This window comes from Musicola keenii, from assembly GCF_014855505.1.
Classification (GTDB): Bacteria; Pseudomonadota; Gammaproteobacteria; order Enterobacterales; family Enterobacteriaceae; genus Musicola; species Musicola paradisiaca.
In genome coordinates, this window is sequence record NZ_JAAWVW010000019.1 from 45,884 (window position 1) to 65,068 (window position 19,185).

9 protein-coding genes and 4 pseudogenes are annotated in these 19,185 nt (G+C 46.1%); 6 read left to right on the forward strand and 7 right to left on the reverse strand.

The genetic code is table 11. From position 1 onward, the window contains the following. The first annotated feature begins 4 nt into the window (after window positions 1–4). The 4 genes and pseudogenes from HEP82_RS16660 to HEP82_RS16675 all read left to right on the forward strand — a co-directional run. Window positions 5–967: a DNA-methyltransferase gene (locus tag HEP82_RS16660; RefSeq protein ID WP_192459110.1), complete on the forward strand. Its 963-nt coding sequence runs from the start codon at window positions 5–7 to the stop codon at window positions 965–967. Between the two features lies 1 nt (window position 968). Continuing rightward, window positions 969–2,984 carry an ATP-binding protein gene (locus HEP82_RS16665; protein WP_192459111.1) on the forward strand — a complete coding sequence of 672 codons (2,016 nt, stop codon included), beginning with the start codon at window positions 969–971 and terminating at the stop codon, window positions 2,982–2,984. Further along, complete coding sequence (locus HEP82_RS16670) at window positions 2,984–4,372, forward strand: hypothetical protein (protein WP_192459112.1); 1,389 nt, start codon at window positions 2,984–2,986, stop codon at window positions 4,370–4,372. Before HEP82_RS16665 ends, HEP82_RS16670 begins: the two co-directional genes overlap by 1 nt. A gap of 408 nt (window positions 4,373–4,780) precedes the next feature. Next, window positions 4,781–4,897: pseudogene (locus HEP82_RS16675) on the forward strand (transposase); the annotation flags it as partial. A 222-nt stretch (window positions 4,898–5,119) separates the two neighbouring features. Here HEP82_RS16675 and HEP82_RS16680 read toward each other — a convergent pair. Beyond that, window positions 5,120–6,142: pseudogene (locus HEP82_RS16680) on the reverse strand (IS110 family RNA-guided transposase). A 67-nt stretch (window positions 6,143–6,209) separates the two neighbouring features. Here HEP82_RS16680 and HEP82_RS16685 point away from each other — a divergent pair. Beyond that, window positions 6,210–7,204: pseudogene (locus HEP82_RS16685) on the forward strand (IS3 family transposase); the annotation flags it as partial. Here HEP82_RS16685 and HEP82_RS16690 read toward each other — a convergent pair. From HEP82_RS16690 to HEP82_RS16700, 3 genes and pseudogenes are all read right to left on the reverse strand, one after another. Continuing rightward, window positions 7,196–7,663 (reverse strand): annotated as a pseudogene (locus tag HEP82_RS16690) (TRC40/GET3/ArsA family transport-energizing ATPase); the annotation flags it as partial. The pseudogenes HEP82_RS16685 and HEP82_RS16690 sit on opposite strands and share 9 nt — an antisense overlap. A 46-nt stretch (window positions 7,664–7,709) precedes the next feature. Continuing rightward, the gene (gene arsD / locus HEP82_RS16695) at window positions 7,710–8,075 is read right to left on the reverse strand and encodes an arsenite efflux transporter metallochaperone ArsD (protein ID WP_192459113.1); all 366 of its coding nucleotides are present in this window, start codon (window positions 8,073–8,075) and stop codon (window positions 7,710–7,712) included. A 264-nt stretch (window positions 8,076–8,339) separates the two neighbouring features. After that, entirely contained in the window at window positions 8,340–8,714 is a 375-nt protein-coding gene (locus HEP82_RS16700; protein ID WP_192459114.1) for an ArsR/SmtB family transcription factor, read from the reverse strand. An 827-nt stretch (window positions 8,715–9,541) separates the two neighbouring features. Here HEP82_RS16700 and HEP82_RS16705 point away from each other — a divergent pair. Next, window positions 9,542–11,215 (forward strand): GGDEF domain-containing protein, encoded by a 1,674-nt coding sequence (locus HEP82_RS16705; protein WP_192459115.1) that lies wholly within the window; start codon window positions 9,542–9,544, stop codon window positions 11,213–11,215. Window positions 11,216–12,123: 908 nt separating this feature from the next. Here HEP82_RS16705 and HEP82_RS16710 read toward each other — a convergent pair. The 3 genes from HEP82_RS16710 to HEP82_RS16720 all read right to left on the reverse strand — a co-directional run bounded on the left by HEP82_RS16710 (window position 12,124) and on the right by HEP82_RS16720 (window position 18,934). Continuing rightward, window positions 12,124–13,779, reverse strand: coding sequence for a glucan biosynthesis protein D (locus HEP82_RS16710; RefSeq protein WP_192459116.1), 1,656 nt, complete (start codon window positions 13,777–13,779; stop codon window positions 12,124–12,126). Between the two features lie 192 nt (window positions 13,780–13,971). Then, entirely contained in the window at window positions 13,972–14,910 is a 939-nt protein-coding gene (locus tag HEP82_RS16715) for a diguanylate cyclase domain-containing protein (protein ID WP_192459117.1), read from the reverse strand. Beyond that, complete coding sequence (locus HEP82_RS16720; protein WP_192459118.1) at window positions 14,891–18,934, reverse strand: CHASE domain-containing hybrid sensor histidine kinase/response regulator; 4,044 nt, start codon at window positions 18,932–18,934, stop codon at window positions 14,891–14,893. The genes HEP82_RS16715 and HEP82_RS16720 overlap by 20 nt, the downstream gene beginning before the upstream one ends. Window positions 18,935–19,185: the final 251 nt, after the last annotated feature.

A 19,185-nucleotide genomic window follows, 5' to 3' on the forward strand; every position in this document is an offset into this window, starting at 1 on the left:
TCAAATGAAGCTTTATTATAAGACTGAACTTGGAAAACTCTATCTCGGTGATTCTTTGGATGCACTGAGTGAAGACGATATTAATAATTATAAAGGGAAGGTTAATTTAATAGTCACATCTCCACCGTTCCCATTGAATAATAAAAAAAAATATGGAAATGAGATTGGAGATGCTTATAGAGAGTGGTTCAAAAAACTAACACCTATATTCAATCAACTTCTTGCTGAAGACGGTTCTCTTGTGATTGAAATAGGAAATGCTTGGGAACCTGAGAGGCCTGTTCAGTCTACTCTACATTTGGAATGTCTTTTTGAAATGACTAAACAGGAAAACTCTGAGTTACGACTAATCCAAGAGTTTATTTGTTATAACCCAGCAAAACTCCCATCGCCTGCTCAATGGGTTACAGTGAATCGATGGAGAACTGTTGACAGTTATACTCATGTTTGGTGGCTGGCTAAAACTGATTATCCAAAATCAGATAACCGTAAGGTCTTACGTCCATATAGCAAAAGCATGAAAAAACTGCTAGAGCGTCAGAGCTACAATGCAGGTACACGACCTTCGGAACATAAAATTAGCGAAACAGGATTTCTGAAAGATCATGGTGGTAGCATTTGCCATAACTTCTTTGAGATGGAACCTTTAGATGAATCGAGAGAAGTACGTTTACCACACAATGTGATGTCTTTCTCAAATGTATCATCAAACGACTTCTTTACAAGGAGGTGCAAAGAGTTAGGTATTACACCTCATCCAGCACGAATGAACAAAGGTATTGTTAACTTCTTTATAGAATTTCTAACTAACGAAAATGATTTGGTATTTGATCCCTTTGGCGGTAGTAATACATCTGGATTTTGTGCTGAGTTGAAAAATAGAAGATGGTTGTCTATCGAAGCGGATGATAAGTACGCAGAACAATCAAAAATCAGATTTGAAGATCCAGACTTAAAAAGGAACTAGTATGAACTTGAACGAAGCTTTATCAACGGATTTGCTAAAGGAAGGCAAAAACAAAGAACAGTTTGTTGGACGCCCGTTCTATTTGTCATATGACATCGCAAGGTTATTAGTCTGTGATGCATGGAAAGCTCAGGTAAAAGGCATTCCTGCAGGTTGTTTCCTCCTAGCATTCTATGACGGTGAAGATGGTGTTGAAGAAGCTGTATTATTGAGAGCCCTTTCTCAAACAAAACTCCCGACTGATAACGATGTCATATCATCGATGATTGAGTATTATAAAGATAATTTAGACATATCGGGTAGGGCTGGTAGTGTAAAAGGAGGAAAGCTAGACGAATTTACTCGCTATGAGTTTAGTTTTTCAGGGCTTGAATGTCGCGTTCTTGGTGTTTTCTATCGAAACCAAGATGGAAAAACAGAGTTCGGTGCTGATCTTGAAAATTTCTACTCTGCTAATAATTATAGTGTTTACAAAGCAAGTGGTGATGTTCTTGAATTCATCGTAAACCAAAGAGATGATGATGGTTTAGCCGGACAAGATTCTGACTTTAAAATTGGTAGAGTCAGGTATTCCTCCAGTCGAAGACACCAAACACAAGAACAAGATGTTGGTGTATGGGTAAACCCTAAAGACTTTTTGGGTAAGAGAACTGCTATGTTTGGTATGACTCGTACAGGTAAATCTAATACCGTAAAGAAAGTCATAGAAGCTACGGAGGAAATATCAGCAAAGGCTAAAATAGAGCTTCTTTCGGCCCCTCCTGAAACACCTGAATTTTCTGCTTCCGGTAGTCCTACATACCCTGTCGGACAAATTATATTTGATGTTAATGGTGAATATGCCAATGCCAATAGACAAGATTCTGGTACGGCTATTTATGACTTATATAAAAGCAAAGTAGTTAGATATAGTGTCTTGGAAAAAGGAAATGATTTCAAGGTAATGAAAGTCAACTTCTTTAAAGATATTGAAAGTGGTTTTAGCCTCATATCTAGTTACCTTCAGGAGCGATCAATTGGTGGGGACTATGTCAATAACTTTACGGCAGTTAATTTTGAAACGCCAGAAAGCTCTAATACAAATGGTTCCGAATGGACTAGATATAATAGATTGATTGCTGCATATAAATGCTGCCTATATAGAGCTGGTTTCAAGGTTCCTCAGGGATTAAAAGTACAATTCACAGGCGCCGCAGAAATAAATAGTAAAATTCTTGATGGAAAAACACTAGATCCGAAGCAGGGCTTAACTCTTGAAGAAGCCTGCACTTGGTTTGAAAGAACCTGGGAACAATATGAAGAATTAAATTTTTTTAAAGATTATATCAACAAAAAGGGATATGAATGGGCAAATGATGACTTGAAGTCCATGATGGTTTTCTTGTCTACATATAAGTTACCAAGTAGAAAGAATCAAGTTAGTGGCTACAAAAAGATTCGTGTAAAACAGTTGCATAATTTGCATACTATAAGTATGGATGAATCATTTGAAGTAGAAATTCCAAAGTTACTACAAGAAGGTAAGATTGTCATTGTGGATTTGTCTCAAGGAGAGCCAGTTGTCCAACGGCTTTTTTCAGAGAAAATATGCCGTTCTGTTTTTAATATTTCTATGGATAGATTTATAAAAAACCTTCCAAATAATTTTATTCAGTTCTACTTTGAGGAGGCTCATAATTTATTTCCCAAAAAGGACGATAAAGATCTCAGTCAAATATATAATAGAGTCGCAAAGGAAGGAGCAAAACTTCACTTGGGAATGATATATGCAACACAAGAAGTTAGTTCAATCAGCTCTAATATTTTGAAAAACACTCAAAATTGGTTCATTGCTCACCTTAATAACATCGATGAAACCAGAGAACTAGAGAAATATTATGATTTCAATGATTTCACACAATCATTAGTTCGCTTCTCTGCTACTAACGACAAGGGTTTTGTAAGAATGAAAACCTATACAAACCCATTTATTGTTCCTGTCCAGATTGATCGATTCTTGGCGAATAGGGGAATGTGATGAGCTATAGTTCTAAGGGGAATCGTCCATTTGAATGGGCCAGTAAATCACAACATTCTCATGTGATAAATGATCCATATGTTCAGAGTTTGATGAAAAGATGTAAGTTCCCATCTACTAATGAAGAGGCAGAAAATGATGTTAGAGACTTCGCTTTTGATATAGAAACAGGTTCTCATCGTAACGTAACTACTATCATTGCTGTAGATGGTGGATACTCAGAGGTGACGGTACGTAAGAACTATCCCAGTTCTAAGGTTGCATTTTTTCAGTTCGGTGGTTTAGAGTTTAGTCTTGATGACTTAAAGCAACTGGGCGAGTCGCCATTTATTCACCCAGAAAAAATGGAAAAATTTAAAAAATTAGAACGTTTTAAACTTGCAATACCGACAAAAGCGACATCACTAGACTCTTTATCAATGATTGACTCAGTAAGGATACCACTAATCGAGTTTTTTAATGAGAGTCGAGATGGGAAAAAATATATAGATACCTTAAAGTGGCTTGTTTTTCATGAGTTTAAGAATAAAGGTATTGGCAATGATTATTCCCTGCAAGAAATTACTTTTGGAAGTTTACCACAAAGGAATAATGAAGTATTTAAAGATGTCACAATTAAAAAGTTAGATATGGATTCCAGAGGATATTTTGAATGCGGTGGTGAAAAATTCAATCTGATTGACATACTTAGATTTCATGAAATAGTAGATGAAGAACTTGGCGCTAGTGGCATTCTAGGTTATTTAGCTAATGTTATTGAGCATATAATTATAGTTCATTGCATTAAAGAAATTGTCACAAGGAAGCCTTCTTTTCTGAAACGTTTTATTTTTATTAAAGATGGACCTCTTGGTTTCTTTGGGCAAACGGCGAAGTTACACAAAGACATGAGGGAGTTGTGTAATCTTTATATCCAAGAATATTCTTTAAAGTTAGTTGGGTTGGAAAAATCCGGATCTTTTGTTGAACACGCAGATCATATTACTTCAGGAGAAAATGCATGTTTGAAGAAAGGAAAGGTCTTGCCACTTTTTAATAATTACATTTATAAGCATATACTTCCAGGACCATCTACAGAAGAAGAGTTAAATAAACTTTCGCCATATGCATCAACATCATATTATAGTGGGAAACTGATTTATCGTAGTCAAACAGATCGCACTTGGGTATTAACTATTCCAATAAAAGATAGCAGTGAAGTGAAAGTCCTGAGTAAAAACTCATTCTCAAATCTTGATGAAATTCTTAATGTAGTGGACTATTTAAAATGTGATATGTATGAGAATGCTATTGTCCCGATAGCTTTGGTGAATCAGCTCGTATCTCTTGCAAATCACCCATCGTCCAAGATGTTGGAAAAATTTGCTATCCAATCTATAAGTGAGTGAATTGCTTCATCGTATTAAAAATGAGGCTGTAATTAAAATTGTGTAATTGCCTGTTTTTGATATGTTCATTTCAACAACGGAGACAGGCAAGCTATTGACCCTGACCCCGAATCTGATCCACCCATAATCAGAAATTCTCGACTTCAGGATGGCTGCATATTCTGGCAACCGCCCCCTCTGTCAGGATAGTTGTCACCCCCATCGAAAATACTAATGACAAGATGGGAACAGCTCGTGAAACGAATTTCACCAGAACGTAAATCAGCCGCACTGGCTAAATTACTACCGCCTTACAACATGACCGTCACCGCTGTTGCACAGATGGAAGTGTAAGTATCCCGCTAAACCGAACCATTCACTTTTAGAGATCTTCCGACATACTGATTATGTCCCGTTGAGGAGATCGCCATGCGTAAAGCCCGATTCACCGAACACCAGATCATCGCCGTTTTGAAGTCCGTTGAAGCCGGACGGACCGTCAAAGACGTTTGCCGCGAAGCGGGAATATCCGAGGCTTCGTATTACATCTATGGACTACCTCCATTTTGCAAGTACTGAATCTGGTTTTGGGTTGTTGCTTACATCTATCCGGCATCAGGAATACTAACCTGTGCCCAAATGGGTAATCCGCACACAATCGCCTCAACAACTGGGCGGCCTCTGAGGCCAATATAATAGTCAGGTTCCGATTGTGCAGGTGCAACCTGTCATCATTTTTCAGTACACTGCAACTTTTCTGGCTGGGTACTAACTTCCAACTGTCTGATACTCGGTATCATTTCTCAGCATCGACCAAATTATTCTCGCGTTCTTGTTAGCGACCGCCACGGTCGTTTTATTAAACCCGCGCCGTTCCTTCAACTGGTTAACCCACTGATACAGGCAGCCATCATTGTTATTCGTGGCAACTCTGACGACAGCGCGGGCACCATGAATAAAAAGTGTCCGCAAATGCTTGTCGCCTTTTTTCGTCATATTCATCAACACCTGCTTGTCGCCACTCGAGTGTTGTCGTGGAACCAGACCAAGTCATGCGGCAAAGTGACGACCATTTTTAAATTCGGTTCCTCTGCCAATCGCGGCAACAACAGCCGTGGCTGTTTTAGGACCAATGCCTTTAACTTTGGCAATGCGCTGACAGGCTTCTGATTGCCTGAACACAACATCAATTTCTTTATCAAAAAAGTTTATACGACGACCAAGATCGTTAAAGAGATCATAGAGTTCTGCAATTGTCCTCCGCATTCTGGCACTGAGACCATTTTCAGCATCTTCAAGGATAAGCGGAACGGCACGACGAACTCTTGAAACTGCCGCGCCGATTGTTATTCCCCGGTCAAGCAGCAGTCCTCGGATTTGGCAGACTGTCGCAGTACGATGATTGACAATACGCTGTCTTGCGCGGTGCAGAGCCTGAATATCCTGCTGTTCAGGGCTTTTCGGTGGAACAAATTGCATCGTAGGTTGCATCAGAGCCACAGCTATCGCCTGCGCATCATTGCCGTCATTTTTTTGGCCACGGACAAAAGGTTTTACATACTGAGGGCTAATAACTTTTACTTTATGTCCCAGTTTTTCAAATTCACGTTGCCAGTAAAATGCCCCAGTGGATGCCTCTACACCAATCAGACATGCCGGAATATTCGCCACAGTCTGGAGTAATTCTTTTCGTCCAGTGCGTTTTGTATAAACCGGCTTACCGGCCTGGTTTAATCCGCAGAGCTGAAAGATATTTTTAGCCAGATCAATACCCAGAAATACGATATTCATGGTGATTCTCCTGCTGAACGTATTTCGTACAGTTAACCGCAGAGGGGGGGAGGTAGTCCATCCCATTAACTGGAAAGCGAAATTTGGCGGTATGGAAGCCTCTGATATCAAAAAGATGAAAGAGCTGGAGGACGAAAACCGGCGACTGAAACAAATGTTTGCCGACCTCAGTCTGGAGTGCCGCGCACTCAAGGATGTTATTGAAAAAAAGCTTTAAAACCAGCGATAAAGCGTGAACTCGTCAATTATCTGACCGCACAGTTTGCGATGAGCATCCGCCAGGCATGCAGAGCGTTATCGTTGAGCAGGACGGTCTATTTTTATCAGCCCGACACCCGGCGTGATGAGCCGGTGATTCAGGTATTGACTGAAATGGCGGAACGCTATCCGCGCTACGGTTTCAAGAAGTTGTTCCAGAAGCTACGCAGGCAGGGGCATGCATGGAACCATAAACGAGTTCATCGAATTTATTGCCTGTTAAAACTGAATTTTCGCCGTAAGGGAAAGCAGCGCCTGCCGGTGCGTAACCCAGCACCGCTGATGACGCCGGAAGCACTTAACCAGAGCTGGTCGATAGATTTTATGCATGATGCGCTGGTCTGTGGCAGACGTTTCCGGACCTTTAATGTGGTAGATGACTTTAACCGCGAGGCTCTCGCGATAGAAATCGATCTGAATATCCCGGCGCAGCGGGTGGTCAGGGTATTGGACAGGATCGTGGCAAACCGTGGTTATCCGCTGAAACTGCGGATGGACAACGGCCCAGAGCTAATATCACTGACTCTGGCGCAGTGGGCTGAAGAGCATGGCGTGATGCTGGAATTTATCAAACCGGGAAAACCAACACAAAATGCCTTCATCGAACGTTTTAACCGGACATACCGGACAGAGATACTGGATTTTTATCTGTTCAGAACACTGAATGAAGCACGGGAAATCACAGAGCACTGGCTGACGGAATACAACAGCGAGCGGCCTCATGAATCCCTGAATAACCTGACGCCGGAAGAATACCGGCTGATGACTGAAAAACCGGATATCTCAAAAAGTGCATGGAACTAAAACGGGTGTACTTACATGACCAGTCGGCGCGGTATCAAACACAAGATGATCGTACTCGTCACGCAGCCGCGCATCCGTCAGCAAGGCGGTGAACTCGTCGAATGCAGCAATCTCCGTCGTACATGCCCCCGACAGTTGTTCCTCAATACCCGCAACGATGTTATCCGGTAAAACACCGCGAACAGGCCCAACAATACGCTCACGATACGTGGCTGCGGCGGCAATCGGATCGACCTCCAAAGCGGACATCCCGTTTACTGCCACGATTTGGGTAATGCGATGCCCGATGGTTTGTTCAAATACTTGGGCGATATTGGAGGCCGGATCCGTACTGACCAGCAACACCCGCTTACCGGCATCAGCCAGATGGATCGCCGTTGCGCAAGCCAGAGAGGTTTTCCCAACCCCGCCTTTGCCGGTAAAAAACAAAAAGGGAGGTACCTGCTGAAGCATCAGCATAGAAATACTCCTTTGTATTCAATGAATACGGGAATCGACACATCAGTTAGCAACACGATTTATTGTTGCCGCTACAGCATGGCGCTGCGGGAGCCGTATCAACCGCTGCCGACAACATCCCCCAGCGCGCCAGCTCATCGCGATGAGGATAACGGCCAGCCAGCACGACTTCCCCCTCAACCAACGTCAGCGGTAATGACTCCTTGCCGGATCGGGCCAGAAAGCCTTTGACGGTTTCGTTCTGTGCGAAAAGTAAGGGTTGTTGCGCCAGATTGAAGCGCTCGATGCGTATACCCTGCTGCTTTGCCCACTCAAAATCAGCGGCGAATGCAATTAATGCTGAATCAGTTTTCGGACCGCAAACCCCTGAAGAGCAACACAGTGCCGGATCAAAAATCTGAATAGTGTTCATTTGACTCTCCATCAACTATTGAAGTAATGATCGTTAAACGATCCTGCTCAACCATCAATCCAGGATCGTCCACGGTAGTCATTCGCACGCGGGTCGCGCCAACATTCTTAACCAATCAGTATTCAGCGCTCCGCTGACGGCCCTTTCAGCCAATGAGATGCAGCGATAGTCCAGGTATTTCACTGAGGCAGTGGCCGGCGCCTCCACCGCCGCAAAGCGGCGGCAGTCATCAACATCGAAAAAGTACCTTCATGAAAAGTACCCTCATGTTTTGTCCTCTTTCGAGAGCTTAAGCGGCGGCAAAACAGCGTCAGAACACGCTGATGCAGAACGAAAACCAGCGCATTGCTCAGGATGATCCGCACAACACTCTTCGGTCAGCCAGGCAATCAAATCCAGCATTAATGGGATATTGGCGCGATAACGCTGGTAACGCCCTTCCTGTTCAACCGTCAGCAACCCAGCCTGAACCAACGCTTTTAAATGAAACGACAGATTGGTCGGCGGGATATCAAGCGCTGATGCAATATCGCCTGCAACCATGCCTTCAGTTCCCTTTCTGATCAGCAAGCGATAGACATCCAGACGTACACCGGAAGAAAGGGATTCAAAGAGACCTGTGGCTATTTTTTTTTCCATAATCTGCAATCAGCGTGTCACCTAACACAACCATACGATACTTCAATTATTGTTGAAGTATCATGATGTAGCAAGCCTCACCCCCCTGATAATTTAACCCTGTATCGATAAACGTCGGCATCCGTACTGATTGAACGACGGGTTGTACGAGGAATAATATTAAGATATTCAAACTGATGCTAAACCTGGCAGCCTTCATCAAACGGTGATAATGGCACGGGCCTTTCGCTCGCCACACTCCCGCTAAGGAATAATATCCGGTGGTCTATTTACCCAGATGGCAATCCTGAGTTTCATCACTCACGCTTGCCCGACGGTAATGTGGGTTATGGCAGAAAGCACGGAAATACTTCACAAAAAATTATCTATATATATATTCACAGAAAAATTAGCCCTGCTAAACACCCGCCGCCAGCGCGATAAAATAGAACGCGATCCGCATGCCTACTCAATACGCTAAAATAATTAATATAATTATCAACAAGTTCCATCAACATGAAAAACCAACTGCCATCTTGCATAAAATTTTTTGAAAAAAATAGACCTCTATCATGACAGTCACATCATCACGTAAAGAACTCACCATAAATATTGATTAGCAAAAATTCAGTATAATTTTATTTAAAACACGCAAGAATCTCATTCCACTGAATAATAGGAAATAGCGTTATCGAATATCCTCCCCAATGCAATCTAGCTATGAATATTTATAAACATGAACAATCATCATCAGCCAAGATTTATTTATATTGAACATTGACATATTTTATAAAAATAAGATAATAGGAAATTATTTAATCTATTTTCTCATGTAAGAGAGATATGCAATGATTGCGGATTTTCAAAATGAACTTTTTGAACAATCTGATATTTCCACTGCGATACTCAATCTCAAAGGGAATTTTGTCAAAGTTAATGTAGCATTCTGTGAACTGCTTGGCATCAGCAGGGAAAATATTGAAGGATATCCTTTCCGCAAGCTGTCTGCTATTAATGATTCTACCGGACACATATCAATAATTAGCGCATTATTGAAAGATGAACTCAAAAGTTCTTTTTTTTATCACACGTTTCAGAAAAGCGATGGCCACCCTATCCAAACGCTTATCCACATAGGTGTTATAAAAAAAGATAACCAGGTAATTTATTTTTACCTACATGTTTATGATACGGCCTTTTTCAAGAACAATGTTCCAGGCTTAGCGGGGAAAAATCATTTCCCCGACTCAGCACCTCCTGATGAGACGGATCGATTCGATACTTTCATCAACAATAAGAAACAGGCATTCATTGAATTTAATGAGCATGGCTGCGCCACAAAATTCAATATTGCAGCCAGGAATATGTTCCAGCTGGATGAGCGAGCATTAAACCATAAAATATGTGAAAAAATTATTTTTCCTAAAAAAAGAAGCCCGCTGGGGGCTTCTTTCTCAGACATATTCATGGCTCACTCAGAACATCATGATGGTTTCAAAAAACGTTTTTACGGAAAAGATAGAGATGGCAACTGGTTCCCCATTGAAATAGTCACCAATACCTATCAGGTTAATAATGAAAACTATTACTCCATTTCCATTACAAATATCAGTAATCGAGTTGAAAATTTAAAAGCGTTGATTCACCGCCAATTGCGATTAAGTGAGATCATTGACAGCATCCCTGCGTTAATTGCCCACGTGGATAAAAACCTCAATTTTACATTTATCAACAACATGTATGAGCAATATTTCTCATGTAAACCGGAAAGCATACTAAACACATCGGTTTTCCATTTTTACGACCGTAAATTTTTCTCTCCGGCGGATTTCAAAATCAAAAAAGTCTATGAGAAAATAAGTTACTCATTCGAGAAAACGATAGAAATTAATGGTGAGAATGTTGTTTTCAACAATACGGTGATACCCGCCAAGAAACTTCAGGATGGTTTTTACCTTTTAACAAATGACATCACTGAATTAAGAAACCAACAAGATGTATACCGGTACGATGCTAATCATGATCTGTTGACTGGATTACCCAACCGTCGCGCAGTTGATGACTACCTTGAACATTATCGGAATCTAGAATTAAAAACTCGCCATGATGATTATGGTATCGGTGTTTTATTTTTTGATTTAAACGGTTTTAAAGAAATCAACGACAGCTACGGGCATGACGTGGGTGATAAAACCCTGATCAAATTCTCACAGATTGTGAAAGAAAACATTCAACATGATGATTTCTTTGCCCGGCTATCAGGCGACGAATTTTTGTTAATCATTGAGCGATCAAAATTCAACGTTCTGGAATCCGAAGCGGAATTACTGGTTAAAAAAATCCACTCGAACCTGAACTCGCCAGTGATTATCGATGATATCGAAATCACGATAAGAACCAGTATTGGTGTTTCGTTAAGGAAAAATAATCAGAATATTAATATTGAAAACTTAATCATTGATGCAGATAAACGAATGTATAAAAACAAGAGGGAACTAAAATCTCATCTGTTATCAAAATGACAATCATAAAAATAATTGTATTACATCCTCACTCATTCGAATGGCAGGGACTGGCTGACGTATTAAACAACACGACGTGAGTGACCCCCGATGAACGGATTACAGTGAGTGATTCGGGTGAGCGAACGCCGCCAATGCCCCTGAAATATAAACCACCTGAAACGTAAAGTATGACGTTATACACTCGTATCAACATCGTGATTGTTCAATAACGATAAAACTCGTCAGGATATAGCGCACGTTGCGGTGAATGATTCAAATACATGACAAATTAACCGGGCAAATTTCAACACCGCTTGCTGTGCCCAAAAAGGGCAAAGCTCAGCAATAGGCCGAGCAATCAAATCAACTCGTGTACAACCTGCGGGACGACGGGAAGATGTGGCTTGAAAACAACACACCGGATCCCGCGCAGCACATCGTTTATAACTCTGCTTTTTACTTATAGTTCAATGTGAATGGAATAAACGCTCTGCCGCGTAGAGAAAGCGTCCGCCGCACCGCTGATCAGGTGACGCTGTTAACCAGTAACATACCATTCGGGTTATTAAAGAGCAGGTTGGTTTCTTTCACCATGGCGTTATCTATACCTTTTGCGCGGCAATTCCCTTCGGGCGCAAAATGTGCCGCTCTTTATCTCACGAATAAAAATTATACGCAAGTGTTATTCCCGTCGCCGTAACAGGCTGCACAGAGAGATGCGGACGACACCGTCAGCCGAAGGCTCTGGCATCCCGACGCTCGCCAAAACGCCCGGCACCACTAGGGGCATTCACGGTGTACCCGACGCGACAAACCGGCGGAGCTGAACATTCGGTTAAACCCGATGAAGCGGAGAGACGGGTGCCCCGCCAGCCTGAATGCTTGGTGAATACACATTCAGGCTGGGCCGGGCAGTCTGCGGAAAACTATCTGAATTGACGATCGTCGATATAACGGCGTTTATCCGCCGCCGGTGGGAAATATTGGTACAACCAGGTCTCACTGATGGCACGTCCCTGGCAGCGCAGGAACATCCTCATTTCAACCGGATCGGTCGCATCCGATGTCGGATACCAATCAAACAAGATGCGATAGCCGTCAAATGGCGCCACATACAGCACTTCAACTTGTTTCGCTACCCCGTTGGACAACGTGATCACCGGCTCAATCCCCTTGGGTGCCGACGCTTTCAGGTCGCCACCGATGAAATCGACAGCAAAACGGCGCGACCATTTTTCCGGGAAATGTTCGCCGGGCGCCCACCCCTCGGGAAAACTGCCCATCCCGGTACGAGTGGCATACACCTGCGCCAGCGGCGTCTTAACCGGTGGCAACCCGCTCCAGTACAGACGGTACGCAAAGTTCAGCCGATCACCCGCTTTGACCGATTTCTCTGGTTGCCAGAAACAGACGATGTTATCCAGTGTTTCGCCGGTAGTGGGGATCTCCATCAACGCGACGCTGCCTTTGCCCCATTGGTTACGTGGTTCCACCCACAAGCTGGGACGCTTGTTGTACCACCCCATCACATCCTGATAACTGTTGAAGTCGTGATCGGTTTGCAGCAGACCGAACCCCTTGGGGTTCTCATCCATAAATGCGTTGAACTGCAAACGCTGTGGGTTATTCAACGGCCGACACACCCATTCGCCGTTGCCGCGCAGCATCGCCAGACGATCGGAATCATGGATTTGCGGATGGATGGTGTCGCACATCCGGCGTTCGTTAGTCCCGCAACTGAACATGCTGGTCATCGGCGCAATACCCAATTGCTGGATGTCTTTACGCGCATAGAGATGGTTTTCAATATCCATCACCACCTGGGTGGCTTCACAATACAGCGTAAATTTGTACGCGCCGGCGATGCTGGGGCTATCCAGCAAGGCATACACCACAAACGAGGTCTCCCCCTCTTTCGGTGCTTCAATCCAGAACGCGGTAAAGTCAGGAAACTCCTCCACGCCCTTGGCATAGGTATCAATCGCCAGGCCGCGCGCCGACAGCCCGTACTGGCCGGTCTTATCCACCGCACGGAAATAGCTGGCCCCAAGGAAGGAAAGCACGTCATAACGCGCCAGCTCCGGCGCTTTAAACACTTTGAACCCGGCAAAACCGAGATCCGATTGCCCCTCTAACTGACGGGTATCCACCCCAGCGTTGTGGTAGTTAAATAACGCCGGCCGGAAGTAAATTTCCTGCGCCTGATGGGTATGAGGATCGAGCGTAAACATCCGTACCCGGCGACGGAACCCCATGCCAACATGGAAAAAGTGCACATCCAACTGACGTTTCGCGATGCCGTTCCACAACGAGTGACCGGCATCATATTGAATACTGTTATAAGCCTGCGGCGACAGGTTGGCCAAGGTTGCCGGCAGAGGCTGCGGAGCGCCTCCCCACGGCTTTTTGGCCAAATCCCGCGCCATGCCCTGAAGCACGGAGAAATCAAAATCGGTAGCGCGCCCATTGGCGAGCCCAGCATCCTGCGCCCAGGCGGCCTGAGAAAAGAGCGTTGCCAGCGTGGGTGTGCCACAAGCCGCGGCAAGGGCCATTGAAGCCTGAATAAAACGTCTGCGGTTCATGCCAGAAAAATATCCTTGTGCATTGGTAAGATTGTTTTACCGTCAGGTAACGCGAAGCGGGAATAGTACAATCAGCGTCGACATGGCTCTATTTAAAATTGTTGCTGGATCACCATTTTCGCCCACCGATTCCTCACGTCATCCCCGGTATTGAGGCATACGATCATCAGCAATCCACGGAGATATCCGCGTCTACGAGGTAAAACTCACCCACCGGTCCCGCCCCAGAGCCTTGCCCTGATAAAGCGCAGTATCCGCATTACGCAGCAACGTGTTCCAGCCGCCATCGTTTCGGGGGATCTGGCAATCCACGCCAATACTCAATGTAATGGAATCACTGATCTCTGAGGCGCGATGCGGGATCGCCAACTGCCGGACGGTATCGAGAATGGCCTCGGCACGCTGACAGGCACCCGCCAGATCGGTAAACGGCAATAAACAAGCGAACTCCTCTCCGCCATACCGAAAGCACATATCCATCGGGCGACGAATATTCTGCTGTATCGCCGTGGCGACCTGGCGTAGACAATCATCGCCAGCCTGATGCCCATAGCTATCGTTGTAGCGTTTGAAGAAATCGACATCCAACATCAACAGTGCAATAGGCCGGCTTTCTCGACGGCAGACCTGCCAGTAACCTGGTAGCATCTCATCGAAACGCCGCCGGTTGGACAGCCCAGTTAACCCGTCAAGCCAAGCAATGTCGCGCATATTGTCCATGTACAGCTTCAGCGTCAGCTGTGTCATCACTCGCGCACGTACCACTGCCGGATTAATCGGTTTAGAAATAAAGTCCGCCGCGCCGATCTCAAAACCATAGGCTTCCATATCCGCTTCGGTTTCCGAGGTCACAAAAATGATGGGAATCAATTCAGTAAGTGGATCGGCCTTCAAGCATCGACACACTTCATAACCATCCATGCCTGGCATCACGATATCCAGCAGAATCAAGTCCGGTTTCTGGGTACGCGCCTGCTCCATCGCTTTCTCGCCGTTGGTCGCCATCAGCACATCGAATTGATCAGTGAACACGTCATTCAGAATCCGGATATTGATCGGTTGATCATCGACGATCAGTACCTTGGGTTTAATTCCTTTCTGGTGATACTGCTCAAGCATATTTTTCCACATCGGGATGTTCCTTTATCAAAGCCAGAATACGGTTTGCATCATCAAACTCGAGGTTCTCCGTAGCGTGCACCAGTTGCCGAAGTGGCGCCTGTAACTGCGCTTCATGCGCTAGCGCGCCGGACAGTTGCTCCGCCAGAACAATCGCTTTCAGATTGCCGCTGCCCAACAGTTCAGCCAATGACACCAGCAGCGCCGGGATATCGGCAGGCTGAGAATCTGCCGACGGCGCATCAGCCGCAGAGATCTCGGCAAGCCGCGTAGTCAGCGCCTCGTATTCCCGATGAGCGTCCGTTTCAAGGGTCGCTATCAATTGATGAAAGAGGTCGTTTTTTTCCGATTCGTCGGCACGCTTTAATGCGGATTCCGTTGACGCCAGCCGCTGATAAAGCGCATCCAGCCCGACAGTGCCGACGAGCCCTTTCAGGGTATGCAGCGTCGCCATTCCACCCGACCAGTTTTGCTCGGCACACTGCAAGCTCAGGGTATGTGACAGCGTATTAAAAGAGGGCATAAACGCATGCAGCAGTTTCACTAATAGCGTTCTGTTGCCGCCGAAACGCTGCAACGCCCGAACCAGAGGATCATTCTCCGCCGGTGAAGGATTCGCTTCGGTTATTTCCCGCCCGGCAAACGGCGCAAGTGTTCTGATTACCTCAGCAAAATCGAACGGTTTGCCTAGATGGCCGTTCATTCCCGCCGCCAGACAGGCCTGTTTATCCGACGGGCTGACATTCGCAGTCATGGCGATGATGGGTAGCGAAACGCCGGCCGGCCAGGCTCGGATACGACGAGTGGCCTCGAAACCGTCGATATCCGGCATCTGGAGATCCATCAGCACCACATCAAAGTGACGAGTGCCTTCCGTAATCAACCTGACACCCTCTTCACCGCCGGAAGCAACGGTGACGTTCACCCCCTCACCGATCAGAAGTTCGCGGGCGACTTCCTGATTGAACGCATTATCTTCAACCAGCAGTACGGATAATCCTTTCAATATGCTGTCTGACCTATCCGAAGGCACCACCGCCGGTTCGGATACCACGGGAACCGAATTTGCAGACGTCAGCGCCTGAAACAACGGCATAATCAGCACCGGTTTGGCAAGCACCCGCTCAACATCAGACGATACGCCAGACTCCAGCATGTCCTCATTGCTGGCGGAACTCAGTAAGATGAGACTCGGCCGCGAAGACAAAATCAAACCGTGCCGAATATGATGAGCCAACGTGATGCCATCCATATCCGGCATCTGTTTATCAATCAATACGATATCAAAGGGACTACCCTGTGCGGACGCCTGTTCCAGCGTTTCCATCGCCTGCGCCGCATTCTCAACATCAACGGCTGATACCTGCAACGACGCGAGCATTCTCACCAACAACGCACCAGAAGTGCGATTATCATCCACCACCAGGATACGCAACGGAGTACCGGATAACGTTGGCGGCACCCATGTCAATGACGTATCCCGCGGGAACGACAGCGTGAGTGAAAACGTGCTCCCTTGCCCCAGCTCACTGTCTACCCCCAATTCACCGCCCATTTTTTCAACCAATCGCTTACAAATAACCAGCCCCAACCCCGTACCGCCATAACGTCGAGTGGTCGACGCCTCCGCCTGAGTAAATTCGCCGAAAATACGTGTTTGCTGCTCCGGACTGATGCCAATGCCGCTGTCCTGCACGCTAATACGAATGTGTTGTACCGCGTCATCACTTGCCAGCAATTCGGTTTTCACAATAACTTCGCCACGTTCGGTAAACTTGATGGCATTACTGATGAGATTAATCAGCACCTGCTGCAACCGCAGCTCATCGCCAATGAGGTAAGGCGAGAGCAGCGGGTCCAGATCGAATAATAACTCGATGGATTTATCACGCAGGTTCCCCGACAGCATGATCGCCAAATGCTGCATCAAGGCATTCAGGTCAAAAGGTTGCGGATCCAGCTCTAGCTTGCCCGCATCGATTTTCGAGTAATCAAGGATGTCGTTGAGCAGCCCCAGCAACGATGTCGCCGCCATATGCGCCTTCGAGGCAAACTCGTGCTGTCTGGGCGTCAAATTGTTTCTCAGCAACACTTGCAGCATCCCCAGCACCGCATTCATCGGCGTACGAATCTCGTGGCTCATATTGGCCAAAAACATCGATTTCGCTTCATTAGCCGCATCTGCCTGACGCTTGGCTTTCTCTAACGCCTCTTGCGCCTGACGCTGCTGGGTGATATCCGCCGCCACACCCAAGTAGCCCATGAGTTGATCCCGCTCGTCACGCATGGCGGTGACGACCAGATTGACCGGGAAACGACCGCCATCCTTACGTACATAGGTCCACTCATGATGTTCAGCTTGATTCTGCAACGCCTTATAGCTGAAGACCTCAAAGCCGCGGATGGTTTCGCCGTAGGTCAGGGTCAGCTCGTGGCTGCGAGACGCCAACTCCTGAATATCATGGAAGATCGCCGGCGTGGCTTTCCCCACTACCTCCTCCTCGCTATACCCCAGCATCTGTACTGCGCCTTTGTTAAAGAAGGTAATCACGCCATGTAGATCGGTGGCGATGATGCAGAACTCATGGGCCGCGGACAGCACTGTTCTAAACAGCAAGTTAACTTCAGCCAGTTCGGCGGTTCGTTGACGAACCTGCCGTTCTAGCTCCGTGTTCAGATTATAGATCCGCCGCTCCGCTTCTTTTTGCAGCGAGATATCCCGCACGGTTTTAGATACCCCGATGACCCGGCCATCGGGAGCACGGATCGGTGAAATGGTCGCCGATACCATAAATTCAGAGCCATCTTTGCGATGGCGAACGGTTTCAAAGGCGCTGATCGTTTCGCCGGCGCAGACCCGACGCAGAATATCCGGCTCTTCACTTTTCAAGCGCTCTGGAATAATCAGCTCGGCCAAGGGAAGGCCGATAACTTCGTCGCGCATATAACCGAACAGGCGTTCGGCACCGCTGTTCCAACTGATGATGATGCCCTGTGTATCCTTACCGATAATGCCATCGGGAGAACTTTCGACGATCATTTCCAGCTTGCTCCGTTCTTGCTGGAGCTGCTTTCTGTCAGCGCGGCGCAACCGCAGTGTATTCGCCAGCACGGACATCACCACCGAGATTCCGACGCCCAGGATGAACACACCCGTCATCGAAAACAGGTTGAGCATGTCCAGATAGTCGGGCGTGACAGACAGGCTGAAGCGCCAGATGCGTCCCAACACATTCACATCGTGGTGATACGGATACAGCCCCTCCTGTTCGGCGCTGCGATAAAACACCATCGGATCACCCAGTTCGGTTACATCACTTAAACGCAGAATGACCCGGCCGTCGCTAAAAGATTCGTTTTTAAGCACTTCAGCCATATTGATCGGCGCATAGGCCCAACCAAACGCTTTCTGTCGCCGTGCCGATTCGTTATCCGGCATCACGCCGTCGCGATAAATCGGCATGAATAGCAAGAAAGAGTTGAAAATGGTGTCTAAGCCAAATTTTAATGACAGTGGAGAGGTGATGGTGGCCTTGCCGGATAGCATCGCTTCATCGGCGGCATGTTTTCTGAAGGGATTCGACGCCAGATCCAGACCAATCACGCTGGAATTGGTACTACCCTGTGACGGTTCCAGATACTCGACGACATATAATTCATCCTGCTCATCACCGAGACTCGTTACTGTAAAATCAGGACGATTGTCACGGTGCGTCTTGTCCAGATAAGCGGCCAACGCCTCCCTTGGCACCCGGCGGACGAAGCCGAACCCTCTGGCCCCCGGAAAGTTATTCGCCAAATCCAAGGTCGCGCCGTACCGATGATATCCCTGTGTGTTGATGCTCTCACCACCGCTGGCCAGAACGGCGGTTCTCGCCTCCAGTAACCCATAACGATAGCGATTCATTTTATCGATAACGGAATTAAACAGTGGCGTAGCGCTATCGATGATAGCCGCTTTAATCCGCTGCTCATTTAAACGGTTCACCGCTTCGGCGATAACCACCGTCAACCCAAGGCAAAATAAAAATGTCACAACCGTGATCAGATGAGCATGAAGTACATGATTTATCACTGAAGGCCGCGTCATTTTCTTTTTCATATATAGGGTGCCGTTATTTACCTGAGTCAAAATACCTTTTGTGTTATTCCTCTACACAAATAACAACCTGACCGTGCTTCATTTCCCTTCGCGATGCCCACGCAGTTCCTCATCACCACGTACGACATACAAAAGTATTAGTGCAGATTGGGACTTATTACAGTCCGTCGTCATGTTTTGCCAAA

What these genes read in the sequence shown, in the direction of transcription:
- HEP82_RS16700 (WP_192459114.1), bottom strand. Translation starts at nt 8,714, where the DNA reads ATGGAAAAAAAAATAGCCACAGGTCTCTTTGAATCCCTTTCTTCCGGT.
- HEP82_RS16705 (WP_192459115.1), top strand. Translation starts at nt 9,542, where the DNA reads ATGATTGCGGATTTTCAAAATGAACTTTTTGAACAATCTGATATTTCC.
- HEP82_RS16660 (WP_192459110.1), top strand. Translation starts at nt 5, where the DNA reads ATGAAGCTTTATTATAAGACTGAACTTGGAAAACTCTATCTCGGTGAT.
- HEP82_RS16670 (WP_192459112.1), top strand. Translation starts at nt 2,984, where the DNA reads ATGAGCTATAGTTCTAAGGGGAATCGTCCATTTGAATGGGCCAGTAAA.
- HEP82_RS16665 (WP_192459111.1), top strand. Translation starts at nt 969, where the DNA reads ATGAACTTGAACGAAGCTTTATCAACGGATTTGCTAAAGGAAGGCAAA.
- HEP82_RS16715 (WP_192459117.1), bottom strand. Translation starts at nt 14,910, where the DNA reads ATGTGGAAAAATATGCTTGAGCAGTATCACCAGAAAGGAATTAAACCC.
- arsD (WP_192459113.1), bottom strand. Translation starts at nt 8,075, where the DNA reads ATGAACACTATTCAGATTTTTGATCCGGCACTGTGTTGCTCTTCAGGG.
- HEP82_RS16710 (WP_192459116.1), bottom strand. Translation starts at nt 13,779, where the DNA reads ATGAACCGCAGACGTTTTATTCAGGCTTCAATGGCCCTTGCCGCGGCT.